Annotated in this window: 24 protein-coding genes; 13 read left to right on the top strand and 11 right to left on the bottom strand. The window is 60.1% G+C overall.

Annotated elements, in window-relative coordinates; genetic code table 11:
• The first annotated feature begins 100 nt into the window (after positions 1-100).
• The 3 genes from IEX78_RS24685 to IEX78_RS01265 are packed head-to-tail and all read left to right on the top strand — an operon-like array spanning position 101 to position 2,633.
• A complete protein-coding gene (locus tag IEX78_RS24685) occupies positions 101-562 on the top strand; it encodes a flavin reductase family protein (RefSeq protein ID WP_373291529.1) in 462 nt (153 codons plus the stop codon).
• Positions 559-1,347 carry a putative hydro-lyase gene (locus IEX78_RS01270; RefSeq protein ID WP_188826853.1) on the top strand — a complete coding sequence of 263 codons (789 nt, stop codon included), beginning with the start codon at positions 559-561 and terminating at the stop codon, positions 1,345-1,347. Before IEX78_RS24685 ends, IEX78_RS01270 begins: the two co-directional genes overlap by 4 nt.
• A 17-nt stretch (positions 1,348-1,364) precedes the next feature.
• The gene (locus tag IEX78_RS01265; RefSeq protein ID WP_188826852.1) at positions 1,365-2,633 is read left to right on the top strand and encodes an MFS transporter; all 1,269 of its coding nucleotides are present in this window, start codon (positions 1,365-1,367) and stop codon (positions 2,631-2,633) included.
• 38 nt (positions 2,634-2,671) lie between these two features.
• Here the strand turns inward: IEX78_RS01265 and IEX78_RS01260 are convergent, their stop codons facing one another.
• From IEX78_RS01260 to IEX78_RS01215, 10 genes are all read right to left on the bottom strand, one after another.
• Positions 2,672-2,845, bottom strand: coding sequence for a hypothetical protein (locus IEX78_RS01260; RefSeq protein ID WP_188826851.1), 174 nt, complete (start codon positions 2,843-2,845; stop codon positions 2,672-2,674).
• A 1,025-nt stretch (positions 2,846-3,870) separates the two neighbouring features.
• Complete coding sequence (locus tag IEX78_RS01255) at positions 3,871-5,061, bottom strand: M20 metallopeptidase family protein (protein ID WP_188826850.1); 1,191 nt, start codon at positions 5,059-5,061, stop codon at positions 3,871-3,873.
• A 10-nt stretch (positions 5,062-5,071) separates the two neighbouring features.
• Positions 5,072-6,358 carry an MFS transporter gene (locus IEX78_RS01250; protein ID WP_188826849.1) on the bottom strand — a complete coding sequence of 429 codons (1,287 nt, stop codon included), beginning with the start codon at positions 6,356-6,358 and terminating at the stop codon, positions 5,072-5,074.
• Positions 6,359-6,563: 205 nt separating this feature from the next.
• The gene (locus IEX78_RS01245) at positions 6,564-7,262 is read right to left on the bottom strand and encodes an iron-containing redox enzyme family protein (RefSeq protein ID WP_188826848.1); all 699 of its coding nucleotides are present in this window, start codon (positions 7,260-7,262) and stop codon (positions 6,564-6,566) included.
• Between the two features lie 5 nt (positions 7,263-7,267).
• Positions 7,268-7,840, bottom strand: a complete 573-nt coding sequence (locus IEX78_RS01240; protein WP_188826847.1) for a GNAT family N-acetyltransferase — start codon at positions 7,838-7,840, stop codon at positions 7,268-7,270.
• 194 nt (positions 7,841-8,034) lie between these two features.
• Complete coding sequence (locus IEX78_RS24680) at positions 8,035-8,682, bottom strand: dienelactone hydrolase family protein (protein ID WP_188826846.1); 648 nt, start codon at positions 8,680-8,682, stop codon at positions 8,035-8,037.
• A complete protein-coding gene (locus tag IEX78_RS01230) occupies positions 8,625-9,866 on the bottom strand; it encodes a cytochrome P450 (protein ID WP_229683626.1) in 1,242 nt (413 codons plus the stop codon). Before IEX78_RS01230 ends, IEX78_RS24680 begins: the two co-directional genes overlap by 58 nt.
• Positions 9,863-10,843 carry an HD domain-containing protein gene (locus IEX78_RS01225; protein WP_188826845.1) on the bottom strand — a complete coding sequence of 327 codons (981 nt, stop codon included), beginning with the start codon at positions 10,841-10,843 and terminating at the stop codon, positions 9,863-9,865. Before IEX78_RS01225 ends, IEX78_RS01230 begins: the two co-directional genes overlap by 4 nt.
• Positions 10,844-10,964: 121 nt before the next feature.
• The gene (locus IEX78_RS01220; RefSeq protein ID WP_188826844.1) at positions 10,965-11,762 is read right to left on the bottom strand and encodes a purine-nucleoside phosphorylase; all 798 of its coding nucleotides are present in this window, start codon (positions 11,760-11,762) and stop codon (positions 10,965-10,967) included.
• Positions 11,763-11,796: 34 nt separating this feature from the next.
• Positions 11,797-12,999 carry an MFS transporter gene (locus IEX78_RS01215; protein ID WP_188826843.1) on the bottom strand — a complete coding sequence of 401 codons (1,203 nt, stop codon included), beginning with the start codon at positions 12,997-12,999 and terminating at the stop codon, positions 11,797-11,799.
• Positions 13,000-14,256: 1,257 nt separating this feature from the next.
• Between IEX78_RS01215 and IEX78_RS01210 the strand changes: the two genes are divergently transcribed.
• The 10 genes from IEX78_RS01210 to IEX78_RS01165 all read left to right on the top strand — a co-directional run bounded on the left by IEX78_RS01210 (position 14,257) and on the right by IEX78_RS01165 (position 25,009).
• A complete protein-coding gene (locus IEX78_RS01210; RefSeq protein ID WP_188826842.1) occupies positions 14,257-15,651 on the top strand; it encodes a hypothetical protein in 1,395 nt (464 codons plus the stop codon).
• 285 nt (positions 15,652-15,936) lie between these two features.
• Positions 15,937-16,665 (top strand): IclR family transcriptional regulator, encoded by a 729-nt coding sequence (locus IEX78_RS01205; RefSeq protein WP_188826841.1) that lies wholly within the window; start codon positions 15,937-15,939, stop codon positions 16,663-16,665.
• 55 nt (positions 16,666-16,720) lie between these two features.
• The gene (locus tag IEX78_RS01200) at positions 16,721-17,536 is read left to right on the top strand and encodes a hypothetical protein (protein WP_188826840.1); all 816 of its coding nucleotides are present in this window, start codon (positions 16,721-16,723) and stop codon (positions 17,534-17,536) included.
• Positions 17,537-17,874: 338 nt separating this feature from the next.
• Positions 17,875-18,957, top strand: a complete 1,083-nt coding sequence (locus tag IEX78_RS01195; RefSeq protein ID WP_188828155.1) for an ABC transporter substrate-binding protein — start codon at positions 17,875-17,877, stop codon at positions 18,955-18,957.
• Complete coding sequence (locus IEX78_RS01190; protein ID WP_188826839.1) at positions 18,954-19,778, top strand: ABC transporter ATP-binding protein; 825 nt, start codon at positions 18,954-18,956, stop codon at positions 19,776-19,778. The genes IEX78_RS01195 and IEX78_RS01190 overlap by 4 nt, the downstream gene beginning before the upstream one ends.
• A complete protein-coding gene (locus IEX78_RS01185) occupies positions 19,771-20,649 on the top strand; it encodes an ABC transporter permease (RefSeq protein WP_188826838.1) in 879 nt (292 codons plus the stop codon). Before IEX78_RS01190 ends, IEX78_RS01185 begins: the two co-directional genes overlap by 8 nt.
• A gap of 10 nt (positions 20,650-20,659) precedes the next feature.
• The gene (locus tag IEX78_RS01180; protein WP_188826837.1) at positions 20,660-21,991 is read left to right on the top strand and encodes an LLM class flavin-dependent oxidoreductase; all 1,332 of its coding nucleotides are present in this window, start codon (positions 20,660-20,662) and stop codon (positions 21,989-21,991) included.
• 105 nt (positions 21,992-22,096) lie between these two features.
• Positions 22,097-23,032 carry a TauD/TfdA dioxygenase family protein gene (locus IEX78_RS01175; RefSeq protein WP_188826836.1) on the top strand — a complete coding sequence of 312 codons (936 nt, stop codon included), beginning with the start codon at positions 22,097-22,099 and terminating at the stop codon, positions 23,030-23,032.
• A gap of 58 nt (positions 23,033-23,090) precedes the next feature.
• A complete protein-coding gene (locus tag IEX78_RS01170; protein ID WP_188826835.1) occupies positions 23,091-24,674 on the top strand; it encodes an FAD-dependent oxidoreductase in 1,584 nt (527 codons plus the stop codon).
• Complete coding sequence (locus IEX78_RS01165) at positions 24,671-25,009, top strand: 4Fe-4S binding protein (RefSeq protein ID WP_188826834.1); 339 nt, start codon at positions 24,671-24,673, stop codon at positions 25,007-25,009. The genes IEX78_RS01170 and IEX78_RS01165 overlap by 4 nt, the downstream gene beginning before the upstream one ends.
• Here the strand turns inward: IEX78_RS01165 and IEX78_RS01160 are convergent.
• The gene (locus tag IEX78_RS01160; protein WP_188826833.1) at positions 24,999-25,703 is read right to left on the bottom strand and encodes a 2'-5' RNA ligase family protein; all 705 of its coding nucleotides are present in this window, start codon (positions 25,701-25,703) and stop codon (positions 24,999-25,001) included. The two genes, IEX78_RS01165 and IEX78_RS01160, sit on opposite strands and share 11 nt — an antisense overlap.
• Between the last annotated feature and the right edge of the window lie 2 nt (positions 25,704-25,705).

The following is a 25,705-nucleotide window of genomic DNA, read 5'->3' as shown; positions in this document are numbered from 1 at the left end:
GAAGTGTTTGGCATCAACGTAAGATACGCCGCTTGTATGGGAGAGCGTGGTGCAAACGGAGTCTCTCGACACCGATCTGGAAAAGCAGTTCCTGCAGTTTATGGGCTCGTGTGTTACGACCGTATCTATTGTGACCGCATTCGATGCAGCTCAAGTTCCACACGGGTTGACCTGCACATCGTTAACAAGCGTCACTCTGGACCCGCCAATACTTCTGGTGTGTCTCAACAATACGGCAGGCACCTTAAAGGCGGTGTCCGAGACTCGACAGTTCGCCGTTAATATTCTGGGAAGCTCGGGGGCGGAAGTGGCTCGGTCGTTCAGCTCCAACTCTCCTGACAGATTTGGCGCCGTTACCTGGGAGCCGTCGCCAACCACAGGTCAGCCCTGGCTCACCGCGTGTGCCATTGCAATGGCGGAATGTGAATTAGAGTTCACAAGCAACGTCGGTACCCACGTGGTCGTGTTCGGTCGGGTTACAAGCTTGCGAGTTGAAGGAGACTTGCCATTATTATACGGACGCAGGTCGTTCCGGAGTGCGGGCGCGGTGATATCGCAGTGACTCTCTCTCAACGTGAGTCTTCCGCATTGTCTCCAAGGGAAGTACGTGCCCTTAATCGGGCGAATAGGCTAGACAGAAACACGTCGGGGTTATGTTCCGAGTTCGTTCAGGCAAACCTCGTTGTGTTGCCGTTGGCCGACGCATTCGACTTCCTGCGGTTCTGTCAATACAATCCGCGGGCCTGCCCCGTAATTGATGTGACCGAGCCCGGAGACTTCGAACCAAAAATTGCGGCTCCGGGTGCTGACCTGCGAACTGACATTGCTCGTTACCAACTCTACCGGGATGGTGAACTGGTTGCCGAGCAGCGTGATATTCTCGATATTTTCAATGGCGATATGGTCTCGTTTCTGATTGGCTGTAGCTATTCCTTCGAGCATCGGCTTGCGAAAGCGGGCGTGCCGCTCAGGCATCACGAACAACGAATCGACGGTGCGCCTATGTACATCACGAATCGCAAGTGCGTGCCAGCCGGCAGGTTTTCTGGGAGGTTGGTCGTGACCATGCGTCCAGTACCGAGCTCTCTAGTCTCGGAAGCGGTCTCTGTTACTGCTCGGCACCCCGAGAGCCACGGAGCACCAGTATCAGTAGGCAACCCCCAGTCATTGGGGATAACTGACCTTCGTAAGCCCGATTGGGGAGAGCCCGTGCAACTCCATGCAGGTGACGTTCCGGTGTTCTGGGCGTGCGGTGTGACTTCACAACAGATTGCACTGGAATCAAAGGTCGATTTCATGATTACGCACTCCAGCGGGTACATGTTTGTTACCGATATTTCAATCTAAGGAAAGCCAGGGCGGGCATGACGGATGGACTCGGGTTGAACTCAGGGCCGGATGCAACCGCGTACCAACCCGCAACTGGCAAGAACTGGTTGCCGGTCTGGGCTGTGGGTTTGACGGTGTTCGTTGTCACCACCACTGAAATGGCGCCAGTGGGAATCCTGCCCCAAATTGCGCACGATCTCGGTGTAAGTAGCGGCACGGCAGGCGTCGCAGTTACTGCGTTTGGGCTTGTTGCAGGACTGTTGGCGCCGATAAGTACCATTGTGAGCAGCCGCATTGACCGTCGTACACTGCTCCTGGCGATCCTTATCGTATTCACCGCCGGAAATTGTTTGTCCGCGACTGCGCAGAACTACTGGATGTTCATTGTTTCGCGAGCGGCTACGGGGGTGATTCACGGATTACTATGGTCGATAGTGGCCGCAACTGCAATTAGACTTGTTCATCCGAAAGACAGTGTTCGGGCAACGTCTATAGCTTTCTCTGGAATTTCCCTGGCTCTCGTATTCGGCGTCCCTTTTGGCAGCTTGCTCGGCACCGCCACGGGCTGGCGGTCGGTTTTCGGCGCGCTGGCGGCACTGAGCATAGTAAATATCATGGTAGTCTGGCTCTTTATTCCCCGTTTGACGCCGGTGGAAACGGTTGGTGTTGCTGATTTCCGGAATCTTTTGAGGTCGTCGGCACTTGTTGCGGCGCTCGGCATCACCCTTGTCGTGGTAGTCGGAAATTACGCCGCGTATACCTATATTGCGCCGTTTATCATCGGTGAACGTGGAATAGATCCATCGTTGGTCGGTCCGCTGTTACTGCTCTACGGCGTAGCTGGCGTATTCGGAAACTTCCTTGCCGGGTATACCCTGGATAGGGTCGGGTCAGCACCGGCGGTACTCGGAGCATTGGCATTGACAGTGTCCGGTTCGCTCGTGTTGCTCTTCTCGATCGATTCCACACCCGGCATGATTATTCTGCTCGCCCTATGGGGTCTATCTTATTCCGGCCTACCTGTTGTCTTGCAGACGATTGTTTTAAGAGTTGCAGGAAAGAACAGTCAGTCCGCCACATCAATCTATGTGCTTGTTTTCAACTGTTCGATTGCGCTCGGCGCATTGTTCGGCGGCGTCGCGATTGACGAGATCGGATCCCGCGCGCCAATACTGGCGGGAGCCGCGCTTTGCTTCACGAGCGTAATTTTTAACATCATGATGACAGGTAAGCTGCGAGTGCGAAACTGCTCCTTTACGACTGCCACGTCGCTGCCAACGCCGACGGCGGGGCCGGAGCGGTGAGGTGACCTGTGCGATTCCGGCGTAATATTTGAAGTCTTTCAACGGTCGGCCTTGGCTCCTCGGGGTCTCGGTCCAGACGAACGGTTACGCTGGGGGTTCCAGCCGCTGATGAATTCGCGGATCTTCGTTGTCAACTCGCGGACATCGCGGAAGGTGCCCCGCTGGATGGCTTGGCGTTCGATGATGCCGAACCACACCTCGACCATCTTCATCCGCGATGCTGAGGTCGGGATAAAATGGACTCGGATGCGCGGGTTTTCAGCGAGTCAGTCACGTATTTCGACCTTATTGTGCGCGGCTACTTGTCCATCACCAGGCGGAGTTCACCGACTGGATAGGCGCGAGCGACGTGCTTGGTACCGATCCGCGAACCCCGAACAAATCCGATCCCGGGCCAGCCAGCGATGAAACCGCGGAGCAAGAACCCGCTCGCATGCGGGGGCAGAGGTCGCCCACGTCCAGGCCGAGAAAGCCAAGCCCGAGCCACAGCGCGACATCCTACGATCGGCGGCCAATATTTCGCCGAGGAGACCCGCTGGTGACCAGCTTCCAGTTCGTCGCCGACCACTCTCACACCTTCGAGGTGAAGCGGTTACGCCAGGTCGACGAGGTCGCCCGGGCGTCGTACTACGCGTGGAGCGGTGCCGCCGACAAACGAGCCGCGCGCCGACGCCGACGCCGACGCCGATCTCACCACCAAAGTCCGTGCCGTCCATGACCAGGACAACAACGTACGGGCGACCTTGGATCGCAATCGAGCTCAACCACGGCACACCCGCCGGGCAGCGGATCAACCACAAACGAATCGACTGCTTCTTCCGCCGCCTGGTCGGGGTGTTTGCCGTGGGCGACAATCGCGTCCAGCGGTGCGCTGGAGACGTTCTCGCTGGAGGCGCCGGAGGCTGAGCGGGCGATTCTCGATGCTCTGCGGTGATGACATCACGCAAATAGGCCGTTTCACCAAGCTAAGGAGCGAGATAACCGGATCGTTAACTGCGGCAGGAGGTGTCGGGGTGTCTGCGGATGGTGGCTGGCCCCGAACAGTTCGCCGCGTTACGAAGTTGCCTGTCGAGCGGTGCGCGTCATATTGATGCCCTCATCTCAGCTGGCTTTGATGCCCTCATCTCAGCTGGCTCCGGGCAGCCCTTGGCCGCTGCCCGCGTGGACCTGGCCAGTCTCCCTGCATCAACTTTTCTGGACGTGGCACCCCAACCTCGGTGCTTGCGACGTCGATCCGTCACTGCGTCAGCGAGCTCGGACCTCCGAGTGCGGTGACAATATGCAGCGCTGTTCCTGTCACCATGCAGTTCTCATTGATGACCATTTTGGAAGAGTGACATGGCTCAGCATTCACCGGGTCCGAGACTCCTTCAGGACATGCACCGACGAGCACCAAGGTGCCCGGCGCGTGCTGGAGCATAATGCCAAAATCCTCAGATGCCATGATTGGGCTCTCCATCTCGACAACCTGTGAGGCACCGAAAAGCGCAGTAGCGTGCTCAAGAAAACGGCGGGTAGTCTCCTCGGAATTGACAGTCACCGGACTGGAGTACCGAATAATTGAACTACCAGTTAGCCCCTGCGTGGTTGCGATCGAAGAAGTAAGATGAGTGATTTTGCTCCACGCCCTGGCTTGTACATCCGCATCGAACGTTCGAAGGGTTCCTCGGATCGTTGCTGTATCAGGTATCACGTTAGAAGTAGTACCGCTGTTCACTGCTCCAATGCTAACGACGACTGGGCTGAACGGGTCGAAGCCCCGAGCAACTGTTCCGAGTAAGGCTGAGCCTAGTGCGAAAGCACCCGGGATAGGATCAATGCACGTGTGAGGCATCGATGCGTGGCCTCCACGGCCAGTCAAGACTATTTCGAACTCATCGCACGACGCGAAGAACGGTCCAGACCGAGACGCCACCATACCGGTGGGAATATTCGGAGTAACGTGCAGCGCGAAGGCTTCATCAGTTGCTTGGCTAAAAAGACCGTCGTCGAGCATCGCCTGCGCCCCACCGCAGGCTTCCTCGCCCGGCTGAAACACAAATCTAATGGTGCCCGAAACTCTGTTTCGTAGATCGGTCGCAAGTATTTTCGCGGCAGCTACTAACATCGCGGTGTGCGCGTCGTGTCCGCAGGCGTGAGCCGCGTCAGGAACGCGACTGCTAAACGAAAGACCGCTATCTTCGGCCATAGGAAGTGCGTCGGTATCTGCGCGAAGCAGAATATTTGGCCCCGGTTTAGATCCGTGTAGCGTCGCCGTTACCGACGTGCATGTCCGACCGACCTCGATGTCAAGGCCGATGTTTCCTATCGCGTCGAGGATCTTCTGCTGAGTTCTAGGATTGCGAGTTCCAGTCTCCGGGTGTGAATGGAGGTCACGTCGAAACCTGATCATCTCTGGCAGTTCTCGGTTGACGATCGCCAGCAGCATCTCTGTCGGGCTACTTTTCATTGCTTGCCGCCGAGCGTGATAGGGATCGGGGAAGAGCGAGAACGACGATCAGGAATGAGATGATCGCGAATACGGCTGAACCGACCATTGTAGGCGTGTATGAACCGACGAGATCGTATCCAATGCCGCCGAGTTGACTCGACAGGAAGGCGCCGATCTGATGTACAAACCACATTAGTCCGAGGGCAAGGCCCTTGCTCTCGATATCGGGCGCATTCAGCAGAAACATCGTCCCTGCAATCACGGTGCCCAGATAACTGACACCGAAGAGTACACCGAAACCCCATGCGGTGAGAACGGTCGGTGCAATAGCCAGGGCGATAAATGATGCGGCGCGAATTAGGTAGCTTCCTGACAGGACTGCAACGCCAGCACCTCGGTCACATAGGAAACCAGCGAGGAGCGCGCCGATTATTTCTGCGATACCGAGCATTGCGACTGTAAGCTCTGCATTGCTGCCGCCTAGGTTGACATGGTCAAGATGAGCAACAAAGTGGACATCGATAAATCCCATGGTGACGCCGCAGCCGAAGAAGGCGATGCTGACAGACCGGAAGACAGGCGATTTAAATACGCCGATAAGTGGTCGGGTATCTCCCGACACCGGCGTTTTCGTCGATTTTTTCGTAAGCTGCCCGCTCCGTTCGCGCATGAATATCAGTACGCATAGGGTGAGAATCACCATCGCAGCGCCCAGCAACACGAACACCGTACGCCAGGACACCCTACTATCTAGGTAGATCCACAGGGGGAGCAGCACGATGAATCCAACAGCAGCGCCGTTCATCAGAATTGCATAGACGATGCCGCGGCGGTTGGGCGGAAATAGCTCGTCGACCAGTACCCCCAGCGGAACAAACGATACGGCGGTATAGGCAATCGCCATTCCGATGCCATAGACCGCGGAGAACAATGCGAACGAGTTGACAATGCCGCCTGAGACGAAGAGCGCGCCACCGAGAAGCAGCCCACCGGCGAGGGTGCGTCTGGCGCCGAACCGGTCGGCGACATAACCCATGGTTGGCGATGCCACGGCGTACGTCAGCATGAAGATCGAGGGGGCGACGGCGAAGACCCCTCGGGAGACATCGAACTCCGTGGCCATCGATACGAAGAATGCAGACACAGTGTTCTTTATCGAAGACGAGGCTAGTGCTACTAAGAAACCAATACCAACCGTTATCAGCAACAACATCCGTGCGGCCGGTTTACGTGTCGTCGCTTCCTCGTGTGTCCGCTCGGCCTGCACGAGTGCCTTTTCCCCATCTTTGGTCATGGTATTGCCATCCTCTGGTTTCTCCTGCCGACGAAAGTCGTGCCGGTATCTGTACCGCACGTAACGTTGTACTCGTTATCATCATCAGCTAAGACAACTGATGGTTGCCAAGATTCTTGCCGGGTATATCTGGGGGAAATGCCGGGTAGGCGGGACCCGACCGTCCGACGCGATCGGGAACCCCGTTACCTGGCGATGAACACGTCTATAAAAGGTGACGCTTGGCTACCCCGTCGTACATTCCTTGGAATAGTTTGCAAGTGTGCGTCACAACTTCTAGGGCGTCTTGTTGCATCTTCGGGTCATTGCACAGGTCTACAACCAGGGCGACTCCTTCGCGAACGTGACCCACGTCCTCTTTCGCATGTACGGAGAAAAACAACGTATCCTTTTCCGACAGGCCGTATACCCCACCGAGTAATGAATGCCGGTTTTGCCCAGCGGTGTCCTCAAGGTTCTGACCTTCGCTTGCAATAGCGACGGCTGCGGCACCGAGGTGGTATGTCGCGGTGTCCTTTACCAACTTCATTCGGTAGTCGATTAGTTCTTGCGTCTCTGGGTATGCGACGGCGCCATCCCTTTCGGAATCTGAAATGCCGATTGCCCGAATGAAGTCCTCCATCAACCGGACGTGGTTCTTTGTGTTAGACAGTCTGCCAGTCTCCTCTTCGTACATATTTACCAACAGGGCCTTCTTGTGCTTTGGAAGAGGGCAGTAGAAGAAAAGATATTCTATGTATGTCAAGAAGTTTTTGGTGAGCTGATACCCCTGTAAGGTCAGCGCTTGGAGAAGCTCCAGGTTCTTCTCTGGTTTCACCAGTTCCGATACCAGCGGGTGCATGACCGAGGTATTTTCATGAATGGCAGCATACAGCTGGTCTTTAAATTCGGCGCGAGACAACATTGCTTTCACCTAATCTGGGTTGAGAGAATTGAGTTCAAGCTACGCACCGACTGCGCAAGATAGACGCCTGTATAACGTTCTTCATTGCATCGGCCGTAGTCTTCCAGGCGTCCGTATTCCATGAAGCCAAATCTTCTCCAAATTCTTTCCGAATCGGTGCCTTCTCTAACATCTAGTCGGAGGATGTCAATGCCCTCCTCTGAACATCTGTCGACAATTCCGCGAAACGCTACTGCTACCACGCCTCGCTTGCGATGCGCTTTGTCGACCACCCCTGTTGTCAACTCCGCGATGTGGGCTTGGTTAGCGGTCGCAGAACGATTCATGCACACCGCTCCCACGATGGTCGAACCCCACAGCACTGCTAGGACGCCGGACCGATCAGAAGACAGCCCCTGGATGAGTCGTCCGCGTAGCATGTGGATGTCGGATTGCGAGGGTTCCGACGAAACCCCGATGAAAGGTTCGCTCTTCGATGTCTCCACGACCATATCTACGATCTGGTCCACATATACTTTGTGGGAATCGCTCAGCCATATAGGTTTGTAGCCTGTAGTGCAGTCGATTTCATTTGCCATGTACGCCTACTCCAAACCTAGGGGATTCTGTATCATTCGCAGAATAGATTCCCCCGGCATACCTTAACGTTACCGGTGACGAAACTTATCGTTCAGCGAATCGGGTAGCCTTCGAAACCCGCATCTTCCACGCGGTCTGTCTGCGATGGCATGAACCCAGGCAAACAGACCGGAGACAGCAACCGCGCCCGCGGTCATCTTTGGAATAACGCCTGCGCCGTTGTGATTACATGATCTAATCCCGTCCGTGAGTAAGTCCCCGCGTCCGTGCTACAGAAGCCATGGTGATGCGGAAGGATCTCGACGGTAACCCGATCAATATTCCTAAGCTGTGACGCAAGTTCACTCGGCGAAAAGCTTGGTTCATGCTCCGCGAAGACGAGATGAGCGCGACCGTACGGTTGAACGTCCATGTGGTCACGGATCCGCGAGCCATACACCGGAACGACCGCACTGAACTGGTCAACGCCCGAAGCTATCCACGCAGCAGTCGCACCTACGCTGAGGCCGAGACAGTGGACGACTTGATGATCTGCGGTATGCAGGGCGGTGAAGTCGAGAAGTCTCTCTGCTAGGCCGCTTGGTCCCATCGTGGTCATGAACTGCGTGTAGGCGGTGTGTTCCTCCGACCGGCGGAACGGACCAGTGGTCAGAAGATGCGGCGCGTAGACCGTCGCCCCTGTATCGTGCGCAATCCGCTCGGCGAGATCTGCAATCGTGCCAGTTAGCCCAAAGACTTCATGACACAGGACAACTGCCGAATGTGTATCGTCCGCGGGTCGAACTACGAGCGCCGTACCGGCATCTTGGCCAGTCCGTGAAAGGTAGGGTTGTTGGTCCACGTCGGCTGCCTTGGGTCGTAGGAAGGTGTCAGGTTGCCGTGTCGTTCGAGTACCTGGGCAAGGATTACTTCCACTTCCATCCTCGCGAATGCGCCAGCGATGCAGGCATGGTATCCCCCGCCGAATGCGAGTGACCGTTTGCCGCCGCCCCGTAGCCGGAACTCCTCCGGGTCGTTGAACTGGGTCTCGTCGCGACCCGCGGATCCCAGGAAGAAGTACACTGAGTCGTTAGCTTTGATCTCAGCTCCATGCAGGACGAGGTCATGAGCCGCATGCCGGGTGATGTACTGGATGGGGCTCTCAAGTCGCATGGTTTCCTCGACGACTTGGGGTACAAGTGACAAGTCGGCTTTGACTTCCTCCAGAATGTTTGGGTAGCAGAAGAGCATGTTCAGACAGTTGCTAAGCAGGAACTGAGGAATCTTGTGGCCACCGAAGATCAGGTGGATGACCTGATTCATCAGCTCGATGTCTGAAAGCTGGTCTCCGCTCTCGGGATTAGTCGAGATGAGTCGCGTAAGGAGATCGTTGCGGGGCGTGGCACGGCGATCAGCGATGGCCGCGGTCAGGTAGTCGCGGATTTCGATCACTGCTTGGGCGGTATCGCGACTGATCTTCTCGTCGGGGATTGGGGAAACCACGAAGTCCTGCATGAAGAGCGCGATTGAGTCGGACCACCCGATGAACCTGTCGACGTCGTCCCCCGAGATCCCGAGCATCTTGCACAAGACGAGCGCAGGTGTGGGATGTGCGATCTCCGTTACGAAGTCGAATGAGGGAGCATCGGTGAGACGGTCTAGTCGCTGTCCGACGATGTCCGCGATCTCCGGTTTGATCGCCTCAAGTTCGCTCGCCCAGAACGCCCGGCTCATGTGGCTTCGGAGCCTAGTGTGGTGCGGTCGATCGTTGTAGATCATCCAGGTGGAAATCACCCGGACGATCTCATCGAATGCGTCAACGGATCCCTCGTCGACAGCGGCCATCTTGTTGCCGATGAGAGGGCTTGTGATGAAGTCGTCACCGACAAGGCCCTTAGCGATGTCGTTGTAACGGGTCACGAACCACGACTGAGTTTCTTCATGCCACCGGACCGGTGCCTGTTGCCGGAGCGCGGCATAGAGGTTGTAGCGCTTGCTGGCGAACTCGGCGCCATAGATGCTGAAGTCGAGCGTGGGCGTTGTCATGTGATCCCCCTAAGAGATTGAAGGTTGGGTTCTAGTCCTGCGAACGTGAGTAGGTCAGCGTCGTTGAGGTGGGCAAGATCAGCCGCCGTTGTCGGTACTGGACTCTTCGAGCTCTCGAACTTCCCTTGGCTTCCACCAGGCTGGAGCAGCGGGTTTGCCGCCAGTAAGCCACCTGCCGAAATACGCTCCAACGCCACGTCATAGGCGCGGGTGACAAGCTCGTCGATAGCGACGTTCACAGGCGAGTGAAGAAAGCCGCGCCTGATTGGCTTTTCAAGCTGATCCAGCAGGGCGGCGCTTTTGGGCGGTACAACAAGTGGTGCGCTCCGGCGTCGAGCCTGATTAGAGGCGATCAGTTCTGCGCACAAGACATTTCGGACTCGCTTTGCCCAAGACCGTACGTCAGCTTCTGACCGCCATTCGACCGCGGCGGTGCTCATGTAAAAGGCGCACGGCGGGACTGTCCTGGTCCACTGACGGTAGAGCTGAGTCGCCCGGACGGGCCCCAACATGATCGCGATGTCGACGTAGTCACCAACGGCATTCGATACGCGGTCGGCAACATCAACCACTGTGCGCTGTAGGGTTGTTGCGACCATCGTTTTTTGATGGTCGCGCAGGATCATCGCTTCAGCTCGATAGAGACCCTTGACAACCGATTCGTACTCAGATCGCGTGTCTGGAATGACATTCTGATGCTTCGCCAAGATGGCGGCCACCTCTATTCTCCTGGGGTCCTCGGTGGCGAGTACCCGGCGGATTCCCTCAGCGTTCGATTCGAAGCCGCCGTGACCGCAAAGTTTGCGATCAAGGATTCGTTCACCGACATGGCCGAATGGCGGGTGGCCCACATCGTGAAGAAGAGCTGCCAGCGTGAGGTGGGAAACCTGCGCGTCGTCAGGCGCATCTGCAGTCGCTAGATAGATCTTTCTGGCTAGCTTCGCAACGTGGCGGCTGTGTGTTCTCCTGTCACGCACTCGGGATGCTACAAACACCGGAATTATTTGGGTAACGCCGGAGAGTCTGTTGAGGAGCGGTTGAAACTGGCTGGCAGCGATAACGTCCTCCGGGCTTGGTACGGGGGCGAGGTCTGTCGGGTCACAGTGCATGGACGATCCGGGCAAGGAGGCGTCCATTCGACTCTGCATGAGCGTCTGCTGAGTGCAGGACCGCGTCATGGTTGACTGTCTCACTGGAGAGACCGGGCGCCGAGTTAGTTACAAGCGACAGCGCGAGGAGCTCCGCGCCGTAATGCGAAGCGGCAATCGCCTCGAGTGCTGTTGACATGCCGACCATGTCGGCACCGAGGATCTTCGCCATTCTTATCTCGGCAGGGGTCTCGTATTGTGGTCCAATGAACTGGGCGTACACACCGGATTTCAGATCAGGGGAAATCGACCTAGCGATTTCGGCAAGTTTGGGCGAGTACATCGGCTTGTCGGAACCATGCTCGCTGCCGGTAAGCGGCGAACTCGCCGTAAAGTTGATGTGGTCATCAATGATGGCTGGCCGACCGAGGTCCAAGGAGGGGTTTATCCCTCCCGAAGCATTCGTCAAGATGAGATGCTCGCAGCCAAGCGAAATAGCTACCCGGATATGATGCGTGGCCGAGAATGCGTCACGCGTTTCGTAAAAGTGAGTCCGTCCCATGAAGAGAAGAATTGAGCCAGAATCGCGCCCTATTGAGTACGCGTGAGATTTGTGTCCGGCCACTCCTGCTGCCCGGAATCCGGGAAGGTCCAAAAGATCAATGAATCGGCTCTCGTCGGCACCCAGATATTCCTTCGCTGTTCCCCATCCGGATCCAAGCACGACTCCGATGCGGTGGTCTCCGAACCGGGCACGAATGGCATTCGCTGCGGTGATGGCGTCTGCGTCTACAATCTGCGGGTACATTTCTCCCCTTAGAACGAACTTGAGCACTACGGCACTACGTTTGCACGACTTTAGAATCAGCGGACGAATGAAATCGAGGAGATTCGCCCAACCACACTGCGAGACCGAGCAACGGGAATAACGAGCCGCAAAAACAGACTGCGCGCCATCCACCAAGAGAGTATGCCACTGCAGCTGTTGCGGAGCCGACTGCTCCTGCGCAGAAATACGCGGTCATGTAGGCAGTATTTATTCGACTCTGCGCGTTTTCTTCGAGCGAGAACACGACCGATTGATTCGTTACCTGCAAACCCTGAACGGCGAAGTCAAGCAACACCGCACCGACGAAGACCCCTATCATTCCCGTAATGTTGTCGGTTCCGAGAACAGCGAATGATATCGCAATCACTGCGAGGAATCCCCCGGTCAGACCACGCTGCCAGTTCATGTCAACCAGGCGTCCCGCGACCCTCGCAACAGCTATGCCAGCAACACCGATGAGCGCAAACAACCCGATTGAAGCATCTGACCACCCATACCGATCCCGCAGCACGATGCCAACCGTTGACCAAAACGCACTGAACGCCGCGAACTCAAGACCGCCGTACAGCATGCGCACACGCAGCTCCCGGTGGCGTTTGACTAGCTCGAAAACCGAGCTTACGAGGTCGCGATACGATAGTCCGGCGGTGGGCTGGGAGCGCGGTAGGCGTGCAGTCACAACGGCGGCCTGAGTGAAGGTCACGGCTGCGGCGACACCAAAGACCCACCGCCACCCGTAGTAGTCGCTGATGAGGCCAGCGACAGTGCGGGACAACAGGATGCCCGTGAAGAGACCGGTCATAACTGTCCCAACAACCGCGCCACGCTGTTCAACGGGCGCAAGCTTCGACGCATATGGCACGAGAATGTGAACCACGGACGACGCGACACCGGTCATTACGCCGAAGGAAACTAGCAAATAAATATTCGGTGCCAGGCTCATCCCCAACAAAGACACACCGCAGGCGATCAAGAGAATCGAGCATAGTTTCCTACAGTCAGAAATATCGCCAAGAGGCACCACGAAGGCAAGCCCTACTGCAAAACCAATCTGAATGCTGGCGAGAACGACACCTATCGCCAGTGCGCTCACGTGAAATGCGTCCATCATTGTCCCGGACAACGGCTGGGCGTAGTAGATATTTGACACGGTAGCACCGACAACAATGGATAATGTTAAGACTATTCCGCGCAGACGCATATTGCGTTCGACCATCTATCACTCCTGGCGTACTTCTAGACGCAGTGGTGCGTAAAGTTTGGCTGGCATGAACTAACCTTGGTGCCTTAATTAGGAGCCAAGTGCCCGCACGACTTTCCGGTGCAGATTTTGCATCGATCCCCTGTAGCCCGATTAAGTTCCCTCCCGGCGATAACTACAGGTGACCGTAGCCGATGGTCGAGCAACCGTGCAAGCGAGGGAATTGCACCCTTACTTGATCCCCCGGGGCGGCTAGGTCGTCGAGCAAGCTTGATGCTGCCATGATCACGGGTTGTTATTGCTCACGACAGGTTGTTAGCAACTGTTCGAATTGCGAAAAGATTGCTGCGCTGGCAGAAAATACGATCGTGTCGTGGCCTTTTACAGCCTCAGCAAGCATCATCGAGACGATTTTGCTTAGTAGCCCCAGAAGTGCGGAGAGACGCCCCGGGTGTATGCATGGACCGTGCACGTCGTTGCTTTTTCTCCATACTAACTCGGTGTCGACAGAGTTGTATACATCGTTTGTACTCTGCCAATCCGTGCACACGTCGGGGAGGCATTAAGTGACTCAGATCACAGCTGATGACTGTGCGGCGCCAACTGCAGGATGTGGCGCTCCTCGGGCTAAGGCGGGGTCTTGAGGCGGGCGCCAATCCTGAAACCGGCGATGGAGGAGGCGTGTCTGGCGCAGATGCGCGCTCGCCCCCACACTGATGGACCGCCGCCATGTCGTTCGGCACGGCGACCCGGGTAGCCCTGGAGCGGTGGAGGCCGTTGATCGTCGATGCCAACAGCCGTACTCAGCCGGATGTTTCGCCTGCAGAAGCACACAAGCTCACATGGTGTGGTCACCTGTGCCGGATCTAGCGATACCTGCAGCGGCTGGATACCGTCCGGGGATGTAGCTACGCCTACCACGGGCAACGTCTCGCATAGGAAGCGTCGCGGTTCCTGGCTTCTGATGATGCGTTGATCGGCGGCGTGGGGTTGCGGGCGGGAATCAATTCCCTGCTCGCGGGTACCCGTCACTGCCCGACTATCGCGCTCTTAGGCCACGTCGGTGATGTTGACCGGATTGGTGAGGATCGCCCAATACCGTCTCCAGACTGGACACTTCGTGTTGCGCCAACTCGTTGCCGCCCGCACCGACGCGACAAATCGGATCACCGCCGTAGCGAGGGAAGGGCGGCCACGCGGCGAGCGTCAGGGCCAAACCTGTCGGTGCCAGCTGGTAGTCCTTGCCAAACAACCTATCTGCCAAGGACTTACATGCCCAACGATCCTCGCCTCACCCGACCCATGCTTGTCGGTGCGCTCGCGGCCACAGCCACTCTCGCAGTCGCGTACCTAGCTCGTCCAGCGGTTGTCCAATCCACAACCAATGAAACTCCGGGTGGACTCACCGTGCTACCCACTCTCGATTCAGAAGTTGCGCCGATGGTGCTTGATCACTGGGATACGGCGACGACCCGCGCGCTGAAGCTGCTGTGTTCGGGTGTGTTCGGCTATCTGGTCATCGGCGTCAGTTTGTGGGTGGCGCAAAACCACATGGCATCGCTAGGGCTCCGGTTCCACGTCCCGCTCACGATCAGCCACTCGACAGGCATCGACTTTCTCGCCGCGATCGGAACTGCCGTGATCGCGTTGAACGTCAGTGCGCGGCTGACGGGAACAGCCGAAGCGCCGGACGTGCTCATGCAGACGCCCGAGGCGCGTGCACGCGCGTATGCGCGCCACTTCTTTCTCTCAAACACGGCCGAACTCATGGGATTCGCGTCCATCGTGATTGGGTGTGCGTCGTTTGCGGACGCGATCAACGGCAACGCCGTTCTCGCCGCCTTCGCGGTTCTTTCGCTGGCGATCGTCATTTCACTTGTCAGCCTTGACGCGAAGCAGGGCCTGTATAACGGCGACGCTATTCGGCGCGAAGTCGTTCGCGCCCAACGCAACTCAGACGTCGAGCGATTGCGTCGCGTCACTGCCGACACCACGCCACCGCCACCGTGGTCGGCGAAAGCAACCCAGGCACGCTATCCAGCCACGAGTGTGTCGTCGACATCGTGGTGGGTCTACGAGATTCTTGCGACCGTCGTGCTTGCTTTACTCGGGCCTGCCACGGTCGTCGCGGTCCAGTGCTGGTTCGCGGACAATTTCGACGGCTACTGGTCCGGCCTTGCCCTCCTATCGGTGGGCGTCCTACTACTGATTCTCACATTCAGCGGATCGGTCGTCGCTCTCGCGTTCGCGGTTATTGCCCGCCCGACGCCACTATCCGTGGTTCTGTCGTCGCTAGTGGCAGTGGCATTGCTGATCGTCGCAGCGTTACCGATCGCTAGCTACCTAGAGGATGCGCGCAGGCCAGACGATCTGGCACTAGCCGTCGCTGGAGTGTGGACAATCTTCGGCCCGATTTGTCTCACAGTCTGCGCGTTGGCAATCCAACGCGAGCGCGCGAGTTGGCTGCCCACCGGACTCGCCCGGGCAACGGTGCGAAGCTTGATCCTCGGGCAGATCAAGCGCCTTGAGTCGTTGCTCGGCGTAAGCGCGCCCACTCCTCCCACTGTCCCCACCGCATACCGATGGTGGCATGTGTGGGCGTGGCCGCATCGGGCCAGCGCAGCCGTGCATCGGTGGTACCAGCGGTCGGCTGGAAGAACCGCGTAGTAGATCCAGGTACCGGCACCCTACACTGCGAGCGCACTCACCGTCACGTTCAGCCGCTGTCTCAGGTCGGGCTCGGTGCATCGCTCACTCGGTGTCACGGAGCTTGTGAGATGTGGACGGAGTACGTCGAAAGCTTGTAGGCGCGGGTTCCTGGATTAATGGGGTGACTCGCTTGGGGCCGTTCAGCGCGGTTCCGCGGGAAGATGACACCGATTCGGTGTCCATAGATTCCTCCATCCCGACCACAACCCTTGTCCGCCCGCGAACCGCTGGCGATAGTGACCTATGACCACCACCGAGCCCCCACGTTCGGGCGCGCAAGCTGTCGATAAAGCCGTCCACGTCCTCAACTGCTTTCGCGGTGGCGACTTCGAGCTCTCGGTGAGCGAGCTTGCCCAACGCGCGGGCCTGCCGGTCAGCACCACATTCCGACTCGCGCAAGCCCTGGTCAGGGGCAGGCTGCTTGAGCAGAATCCGGCCAATGACCGCTACCGCATCGGGCACGGGCTCGCCTGCCTCGCCAAGCCCGCGCTCTCGCGGCTCGGGCTCGACGCCGCAGCGCCTCACCTCTATGCCCTCGCCGCAGGCATCAAAATCACCGTCAGCCTGAGCGTCCCCGACGCCGACGAAGCGTTGACCGTCTTTCAAGCACGCCCGCCCGTCTCGTTCTGCTCGCACCAGGTCCCCGACGAACGCCGCTCCCTCACCACCAGCGCCGTCGGCCACGTCCTGCTCGCCCACACCGACCGCGCACCCGGCGAAGTGTTCGACACCGTCCGCCGACGCGGCTTCGCCGTCGAAGCCATCGACCACGCGGATCCCATTCGCGCCCTTGCTGTTCCGGTTGTCGGACCCGACAAGCAGGTGTGGGGCGCGCTGGGCGTCCAAGCCCGCGCCGCGCGCCTCGACGCCGACCTCGTGCGCGCCGTTGTTCCCGCCATGCACCAGATCGCCGTCCGCATCGGCCCGTACTTCCACGCCGCGGCAGCAGGCGAGGGCTTCGACGCATCGTGATTCATCGTGATGCCGGTTCTAGACAGTCCCCGCCGCGTCGGTCGATGATCAACGCATGGGCTTGCGCAGCGGTCGAATCCTCCCGTATGTGGCTGCGGTTGTTGCCGCCGTAGCAGCTGTCCTGTTCGTTGTCGCCCCAGGTCCACTCGCTTCGACGACCACGGCCCACTTCGATACCGAAGCCGATCTGCGAGTCGCGCTGGGGTCGGCTTTCGTGAAGTACTGGGACTCTGGGCGGGGAGAGCTCAGCCCTGATCTCGCGGCGATCACCGACTACTGGCTGCGCTACCACTGCGTGAAGGCGGTGCTGGCGTCCGCGTTATTCGCGGCGCTGATCGTGGTCGGCGTTCGGGTCTGGTCAAGCGTGCTCAGCCCCGCCGGACTGGCAGCCAAAGTCGTCAGGTCGGTCGCTGGTGTCGCGGTCGCGCTGTTGGGGCTCGTCGCTTTAGTGCTTGCCATGGTCAACGTTCAAGGTGCCATCGCACCGCTTGCCTCGCTGCTGCCGATGCTCGTTACTGACACCACCGACCCCGAACTGGCGGTGACGCTCGACCAGGTCAAAAGTCTCGCCGATTCGCCGGGCTGGCATGGCGTGCCCGCGATCGACCGGATGGTCGATGACTTCACGCGCTACCACGTCGCGATGGCCGCGCTCGCCGCCGCCGTCACCCTGGCGGCACTAACAACCGCCGTGGTGTTGTGGCGACGGGCAAGACGCGCCGAGGGCCGCGAAACCCGTTGGGCGCTCGGCTCATTCGCGGCCGCCTTAGGCGTGGTCGCCCTTTCGATGGCGGTGGTGGCCGTCGCTAACACCAGCACCGCAACGGACCCAGCGCCCGCCCTGCTGACGGCCTTCCACGGCCAGTGGTGAGGCCGCGGATTCAGTCCAACGCCGCCGCCGATGCGGGATTCGGCGCACGGTGATTTCCACGATGTGAAAACACCATTGTCTCAACGATAATCGTTGGCGCAGGATGTAATTCGAGCCGATGCCAGTGAGTGCGTCGCCGCTAGCCGAAAGTCCAGTCATGATCGAAACCCCCGCGCTCGTCCGCCGCCGAACGGTGGACCTGATGCGCCTCGCACCCGGGTTCTGTCGACGCTGATTTCGTTTCCGCTTCCCCCACACCACCTTTCGAGGGGTGTGTTCCTTTCGCGCGCCTAATTAACGAAAGAGTGCGCGCTCACGTGGAAAGAATGACGTCAACGATGTTTCCCACCCTTTCTCGTCGCCGAACGCTGCGGGCGTTCGCTGCGGCGCTAGTAATCCCGGCCGCTCTCGCATTGAGCACCGCATGCGGACATTCCTCAACGGCAACTACCGCTGAAGGTAAGACAGTGCTGCGTTACCAGGGGTCGACCGGCCAGGTTATGTCCTGGGAACTTGCCGAGAACCTCGGCTACTTCTCAAAGGTCAAACTCCAGTGGGAGGGCGACACCACGAGCGGCCCCGCCAATATCCAGGCGGCAGCGACGAAACAAATCGAATTCGGCGGCGCGTTCAACGGCGCGGTCGTCAAGCTCGCGGCTGGCGGCGCGCAGGTGCAGTCGGTGATCTCGTACTACGGCTCTGATGACCAAACTTTCACCGGCTACTACGTCAAGGACGACGCGAATATCAACTCGGCTCGCGACCTGATCGGCAAGAAGGTCGGTGTGAATACCCTTGGCGCGCACCACGAATTCCTCACTCGTGAGTGGCTCCATCAGCAGGGACTCTCAGAAGACGAAATCAAAAAGGTCCAGCTCGTCGTCGTTCCCCCAGTGAACACCGAGGAAGCACTGCGCAGCGGGCAGATCGATCTTGCGGCACTGAACGGCGTATTCCGCGAAACCGCGGTCGCGCGCGGCGGCATCCATCCGCTCTTCGCCGACAAAGACATCTTCGGCAAATTCAGCTACGGCACCCTCGTCTTCCGCAAAGACTTCATCGCGCAGAACCCCGACGCCGTGAAGGACTTCGTCCAGGGAACAGCCCGGGCGATCCGCTGGCTGCAAATCACCCCACGCGACCAGGTAATCGCGAAATTCACCGAGATCATCACCAAGCGTGGGCGCAACGAAAACACGAAGCTGCTGGAATACTGGCGCAGTTCGGGCCTCCCCGTCGCCGGCGGGGTAATCGCGGAGAAAGAGATCCAAATCTGGATCGACTGGCTCGAACGCAACGGCGAACTCCCCAAGGGCAAGGTCAAGGCAACCGACCTGTTCACCAACAAAGACAACCCCTACTCCAACGGCACCTTCGGCCCGACCACCGGCCCAACTGGCGAAGCGGTGGCCGCGAAATGACGACCAAACTGGCGCTCAACGGCGTAAGTAAACAATTCGCGGTGCGCGGTTCAACGGAACGTTTCACCGCCGTCGACAACATCACCCTTGATGTGAAGACGGGCGAATTCCTCGTCCTCGTCGGCCCAAGCGGTTCTGGCAAATCCACCCTGCTCGACCTGCTCGGCGGCCTCAGCAAACCGACAGCGGGGGAAATCCTGCTGGACGGCAAACCGATCACCGGTCCCGGCCTCGATCGCGGCATTGTTTTCCAGCAATACGCCCTACTCCCCTGGCGCACCGCCCGCGCCAATATCCAGTTCGGCCTTGAGGCAAAAGGCATTCCGCGCAAACAACGCCGCGCACTTGCCGACGAATACCTTGAATTAGTCGGTCTTACCGGCTTCGGCGACCGCTACCCGCACGAACTCTCGGGTGGCATGAAGCAGCGTGTCGCGATCGCTCGCAGCCTCGCGTTCGACCCCGAGGTCTTGTTGATGGACGAACCGTTCGCCGCGCTCGACGCGCAAACCCGCGAGTCGCTGCAAGACGAACTGCTGCGCATTTGGCGGACCACCGGCAAAACGGTCTTGTTCATCACGCATGGCATTGACGAGGCCGTGTATTTGGGCCAGCGCGTCGCCGTGCTCACTTCGCGACCAGGCCGCGTGAAAAAGCTCATTGATATCGAATTCGACCGCAGCGCAGCCGATGTCAGGTCAAGCGAGGCGTTCCGCGACTACCGCCACCTGATCTGGACCGAACTGCAAGACGAAGTGGCTCGCGCCCAGCGCATCGAACTCAACGCGCCGTCATCCGAAGGGACGCCTGCTCATGTCTAGCGCATTGCAAGCACCGCCCCGCGTGATCGCTCCGGTCAACGACGTTATCGCGCCCATAATCGAAACGAAGAAGCCGAATCCCGTTGGCCGAGTTGCGAATACAGCAGCCCGTGTTCTCTGGCGCACAGCCAAACCCCTCCTCGCCTTCGCACTTCTGCTCAGCGCATGGGAAATCGCCCCTCGCGTCGGCATCGTCGACGAGGTTTTCCTTCCACCGTTCTCGACGGTCATTGGGGCCCTCGCTGAACTCGTCGCCAACGGCCAACTGGCAGAGCATGTTTCAGCCAGTCTCACGAGGTCGCTGACCGGCTTCTCCATCGCGCTAGCCCTCGCGATTCCGATCGGCATCGCCATCGCCTGGTACAAGCCGGTGTCGGATTTCCTCAATCCGGTACTCGAACTGTTCCGCAACACCGCCGCGCTCGCGCTGCTGCCGGTTTTCGTGCTGATCCTCGGCATCGGCGAGACGTCAAAGATCGCCTTGATCGGCTACGCGACGTTCTTCCCGATCCTGCTCAACACCATCACCGGTGTTCGCACGGTCGACCCATTGCTCGTGAAATCCGCTGTCTCGCTCGGCTTCTCACCATTGCAGCTGTTCCAAAAAGTGATCCTCCCCGCTGCGATTCCACAAATCTTCACCGGCATTCGCATGGCGGCGGCGGGCTCGATCCTCGTCCTGATCGCTGCCGAAATGGTCGGTGCGAGAGCCGGTTTGGGCTACCTCATCACCGCGGCACAGCAGAACTTCCAGATCCCGCAGATGTATGCGGGGATCGTCGCCATCTCACTCATCGGTCTGAGCTTCAACTTCGCCCTCGTCGCGCTGGAACGTCGCCTTTCGCGCTGGCGCACCACGCCCACCTTCTAGGAGTACTCGAATGACCTTCCACCTCAACGCTTTTCTGATGGGCGTCGGCCACCACGAAGCCGCGTGGCGGCACCCGCGCACCACCGCGACCGACGTTCTCGACGTCGCTCACTTCCAAAACCTCGGCCGCATCGCCGAACGCGGCAAGCTCGATTCGATCTTCTTCGCCGACGGCCTCGCCGCTGGCCCGCGCATCGAACGCAACACCCTCACGATCTTCGAGCCGATCACCCTACTGAGCGCGATCGCGGCCGTCACCGACCGCGTCGGCCTGATCGCGACCGCGTCAACCAGCTACAACGAACCCTTCAACCTGGCCCGCAAGTTCGCTTCGCTCGACCACATCAGCGGCGGCCGCGCGGGCTGGAACATCGTCACCTCGGCCAATGCCGAGGAAGCCTTCAATTTCGGCCTCGACGCCCGCCCCGAGCATGCCAAGCGGTATGAGCGTGCTGGCGAGTTCGTCGACGTCGCGCTGGCACTGTGGGACAGCTGGGAGGACGACGCGATCGTCCTTGACGAAGAAGCGGGCCGCTTCGCCGACCCGACCAAGGTCCACGCCATCGACCACGAGGGTGAACGCTTCCGCGTGCGCGGCCCGCTGAATTCGCCACGCAGTGTGCAGGGTCGCCCGCTGCTCGTCCAGGCGGGTTCGTCGGAAGCGGGTAAGGAATTCGCAGCTCAGCATGCCGAAGCGGTGTTCACCGCGCAGCGGACGGTCGAAGAGGGCGTCGCGTTCTACCGTGACCTCAAGTCGCGCCTTGCCAAGTACGGTCGCGCCGAGCACGACCTCAAGGTGCTGCCGGGCCTCGTCCCGTTTATCGCTGAGACGCAAGAGGCCGCCCGCGCGCTTGAGCAGGAGTTCACCGACCTCATTTCGCCCGATTACGCACTGCGACAGCTGTCGACGTTGCTCGGCGTCGACCTCACCGAACACGCGCTCGACGCGCCGCTCCCGCCGCTGCCCTCCGAGAGCCAGATCGAAGGCGGCAAGAGTCGCTTCACTCTGGTTAAGGAACTCGCCGAAAACGAGCAGCTCACCGTGCGCGAATTGATCGGCAAGCTGGGTGGCGGACGCGGGCACCGCACCTTCGCTGGCACCCCGGAACAGGTCGCCGACGAACTGCAGACCTGGTTCGAAGCGGGCGCTGCCGACGGCTTCAACATCATGCCGCCGTACCTGCCGGGTGGGCTTGAGGACTTCGTTGACCAGGTCGTGCCGATCCTGCAAGAACGCGGCCTGTTCCGCACTGACTACGAATCATCAACGCTGCGTGGACATTACGGGCTCGGCCACGCCGAGAACCGCCACACCGCCCACCCGGTCGCGGTCGGCGCCTAATGCTCAACCCGCGTCGCGGGCTCGTCATCGCGCTGATGCGCGCGACAGCCAGTTCCTGTTCGAGGTGACCGCCGGTAGGACACCTCCAATCAGAAAGCACAGCACATGACCACCATCGAAAACCTCGCTGCCACACAGAGTTTGACGATCACGCCGGTCGCAGGACACATCGGTGCCGAAGTCACCGGCATCGACCTGCGCACCGACCTCGACGACACCCAGGTCGCCGACCTCACCGCCGCGCTGCACCGACACAAGGTCCTGTTCTTCCACGACCAGGAAATCGGGCACGCCGAACAGATCGCGTTCTCGCGGCACTTCGGCGCGGTGACCCCTTCGCACCCGTATGACGACGACGCGCCGACCGAGTACCCGGAAATCCTCGCCGTCGACAGTCGGCTTTACGAAAAGCGGTTCGGCCGAAAGAAATTCAGCTACACCAACCACTGGCACACCGACATCTCCCCGCTGATCAACCCGCCCGCAGCGTCGATCCTGCGGGCCGAGATCGCCCCCGCACAAGGTGGCGACACGCAGTGGACCAACCTGGCCGCCGCCTACGCGGGCCTGCCGGAATCGCTGCGCACCTTCGTCGACGGGCTGCGCGCCGAACACCGTTTCGGTGGCCGCATCCCGCAGTGGGAGGCCGACAGCGACTACGCGCGCAAAATCGCCGCATCACCGCTGGTCACCGAGCATCCGGTGGTGCGGGTGCACCCGGTGACCGGCGAGCGACTGCTCTTCGTGAACCCGGGTTTCACCACCCGCATCATCGGGCTCAGCCCCGCGCAAAGCGACGCGGTGTTGCAGCTGCTGTTCGATCAGATCACCCACCCCGCCTACACGGTCCGGTTCCGCTGGCGGCGCGGCAGCATCGCGTTCTGGGACAACCGGGCGACCGCGCATCTCGCCCCTAGCGACCTCGACGACCTCGATGTCACCCGGGTGCTCTACCGCACGACCCTCGCGGGCGACGTGCCGGTTGGCGTCGACGGTAAGCAGTCGACGTCCGTCGCTGGCGCGGAATTCACCGGCGCCTGAAAGTTCTTCTCCGGGGCCCGGTTTCGCGACCGGGCCCCGCCTTTTGCAAGGAGCGACAATGCGAGAACCGTGGCATACGAGCACCGACGTGCTGGTCATCGGCGGCGGACCAGCGGCCGCGTGGGCGGCGATCCACGCGCGGGAAGCGGGCGCGCGGGTGGTCCTCGTCGACAAGGGTTATTGCGGAACGAGCGGCGCGACCGCCCCGGCGGGCACCGGCGTCTGGTACGTGGCACCCGAAGCGACGGCACGCGCGAACGCGAAAGCCAGCCGCGAAGCGCTCGGCGGATACCTCGCCGACCACTACTGGATGGACCGCGTCCTCGACCAGACCTACCGCAACATGGAGCGACTCGCGGTCGACGGTCGCTACCCATTCCCCGTGAACGCCGACGGCACCCAGTTGCGCACCGGCGTCCAAGGTCCGGAGTACATGCGACGAATGCGCGCGTGGCTCAATCGAATTGGCGTTGACATCCACGACCACTCCCCCGCGTTGGAGCTTCTTGTCGATGCCGATGGGGCGGTGCGCGGCGCGGCTGGTTATCAGCGCCAACTCGACCGCGACTACCGCGTCACCGCGGGCGCGGTCGTGCTCGCGAGCGGCGGCTGCGCCTTCCTCGCCGGTGCGTTGGGCACTAACGTCGACACCGGCGACGGCACGCTGATGGCCGCCGAGGTGGGCGCGCGGTTCTCCGGCATGGAGTTTTCGAACGCGTACGGGATCGCGCCGAAGGGGTCAACGATCACCAAGACCGCCTACTACAGCTACGCGACGTTCTTCGGCGAGGACGGGCGAGTGCTTGAGGAGGCCGGTTCAAGCAAGGGGCGCTCGGTGATCGCGCGACATCTGCTGCACGAGAAGGTTTTTGCGCAACTCGACCGCGCGGACGAGGCGACGCAGCAGCAGATGCGGGTTGGTCAGCCGAACTTCTTCCTGCAGTTCGATCGACGCGGCATCAACCCGTTCACGCAGAAGTTCGAAATCGACCTGCTCGCGGAAGGCACGGTGCGGGGCACCGGCGGCATCGACGTGGTCGACGATGATTGCGCCACAACGGTTCCCGGACTTTACGTCGCTGGCGACGCTGCCACGCGCGAACGGATCTGCGGCGGGTTCACCGGCGGTGGTAGTCACAATGCGGCATGGGCGATGTCGTCGGGCACGTGGGCGGGCGCTGGTGCCGCGAGGTATGCGCTTGCTTCGACGGTAGGCGACGTTTCGGGAGCGGGTCGGATTGCTTTGGATGACAACGAAACTGGCGCAGTCTCTCCAGAAGAGGTGGTTAGCGCGGCGCAAGCCGAGCTGATCCCGTTCGAGAAGAACTTCCTCCGCGACGGCACAACCCTCGCTCCCGCGCTCGCCCGTCTCGACGAGCTTTGGCGTGACGGAGTGAGTCAGTTACGGCCCGTTTCGGGCGACGACCGGGTGCGGGCGCGCAGTGCGGCGGCGATCGTCGCGGTCGGGCGGTTGATGTATCGATCGACGTTGGCGCGCACGGAATCTCGCGGCATGAGCAAGCGCGCCGACCATCCAGAACTCGACGCGAGCCAGCACCATCACATGCACTCGGGCGGTCTCGATGATCAGTGGACCGCGAGTGCGCCCACTCGCAACTCAGGATTGGCGGTCGCATCATGATCGAACTGCTGCGCGCCGACGACTGCATCGGCTGTGACAAGTGCGTACTCGCGTGCCCAACAAACGTTTTCGAGCCAACGGCGAGCGGAATCCCGATCATCGCCCGCCAGTCCGACTGCCAAACGTGCTTCATGTGCGAGGCGTACTGCCCGACCGACGCGCTGTATGTCGCGCCGCAGACAACGCCGCTCGCCGCTGAGGATGAGGTGCCCGTCGAACATATCGGTCGCTATCGGGAGAAGCTGGGCTGGGGACACGGTCGCGTGGCGGGTGCGCGCGTGGCGGTAGGCCCCGAACTGCCGAGGGGGACGCCGCCGCCGCGACTCAACCGTTGAAAACGCCAGGCGCGGGCAGGCCGCCGAACAGCAGGTCGTCGACCATCGATGGCTTCGGCGGCTCTGGCTCGCTGGCGAGGTCGGCACAGCTGACCTCACCCCAGTCGTAGCGGCCGTCCACACACCGCAGCTCGACCATCGCGACCGTGGAAATACTGTCATCGATGTGGAAGTCCGCGAAATCATCGGCAGCGAGCGCTTCGCGCACCGCCCGCAACGATCCAGCATCCGTTGCGTGCGCGATCGTCAAATACGGTTTGAGCGGTTCACCGAAATCGGGGATGCGTTCGCGAATCCACACGTCGAGCAGGGTGGCGGTGAGGGATTCACGAATCCGCAAGATGGGGTCGGGTGCGGTGACGGGCAGGCGGATCGAGTCCGCGAGCACGACCGGCGGCCCGAACGACAGTTGAAATGTTGAGCGCGCGCGCACTGATTCGCGTGCGCCCGCGACCAAGGCGGCCAGGTGCACGCCCTTGATCGCGTCGGCAAAACCGATGCCCTGCACGGGAATTCGCAGGCGCGGGGCGTCGACCTGCTCGAAGGTGCTGATCCGCGACAGCACCGGCGCGAAGATCTCAACGATCTTGTCGGCGATGGGCTGGGTCGGGGTGAGCTGCCATTCGTAAAACGACCGACCCGACGTCCAGCCTGGTCGCCACCACCACCGACTCGGCGTCGTGACTTCACTCATGT

It is taken from the genome of Nocardia camponoti (assembly GCF_014646135.1).
Taxonomy (GTDB): Bacteria; Actinomycetota; Actinomycetes; order Mycobacteriales; family Mycobacteriaceae; genus Nocardia; species Nocardia camponoti.
This window is presented reverse-complemented; position numbering and strand designations above follow the sequence as displayed.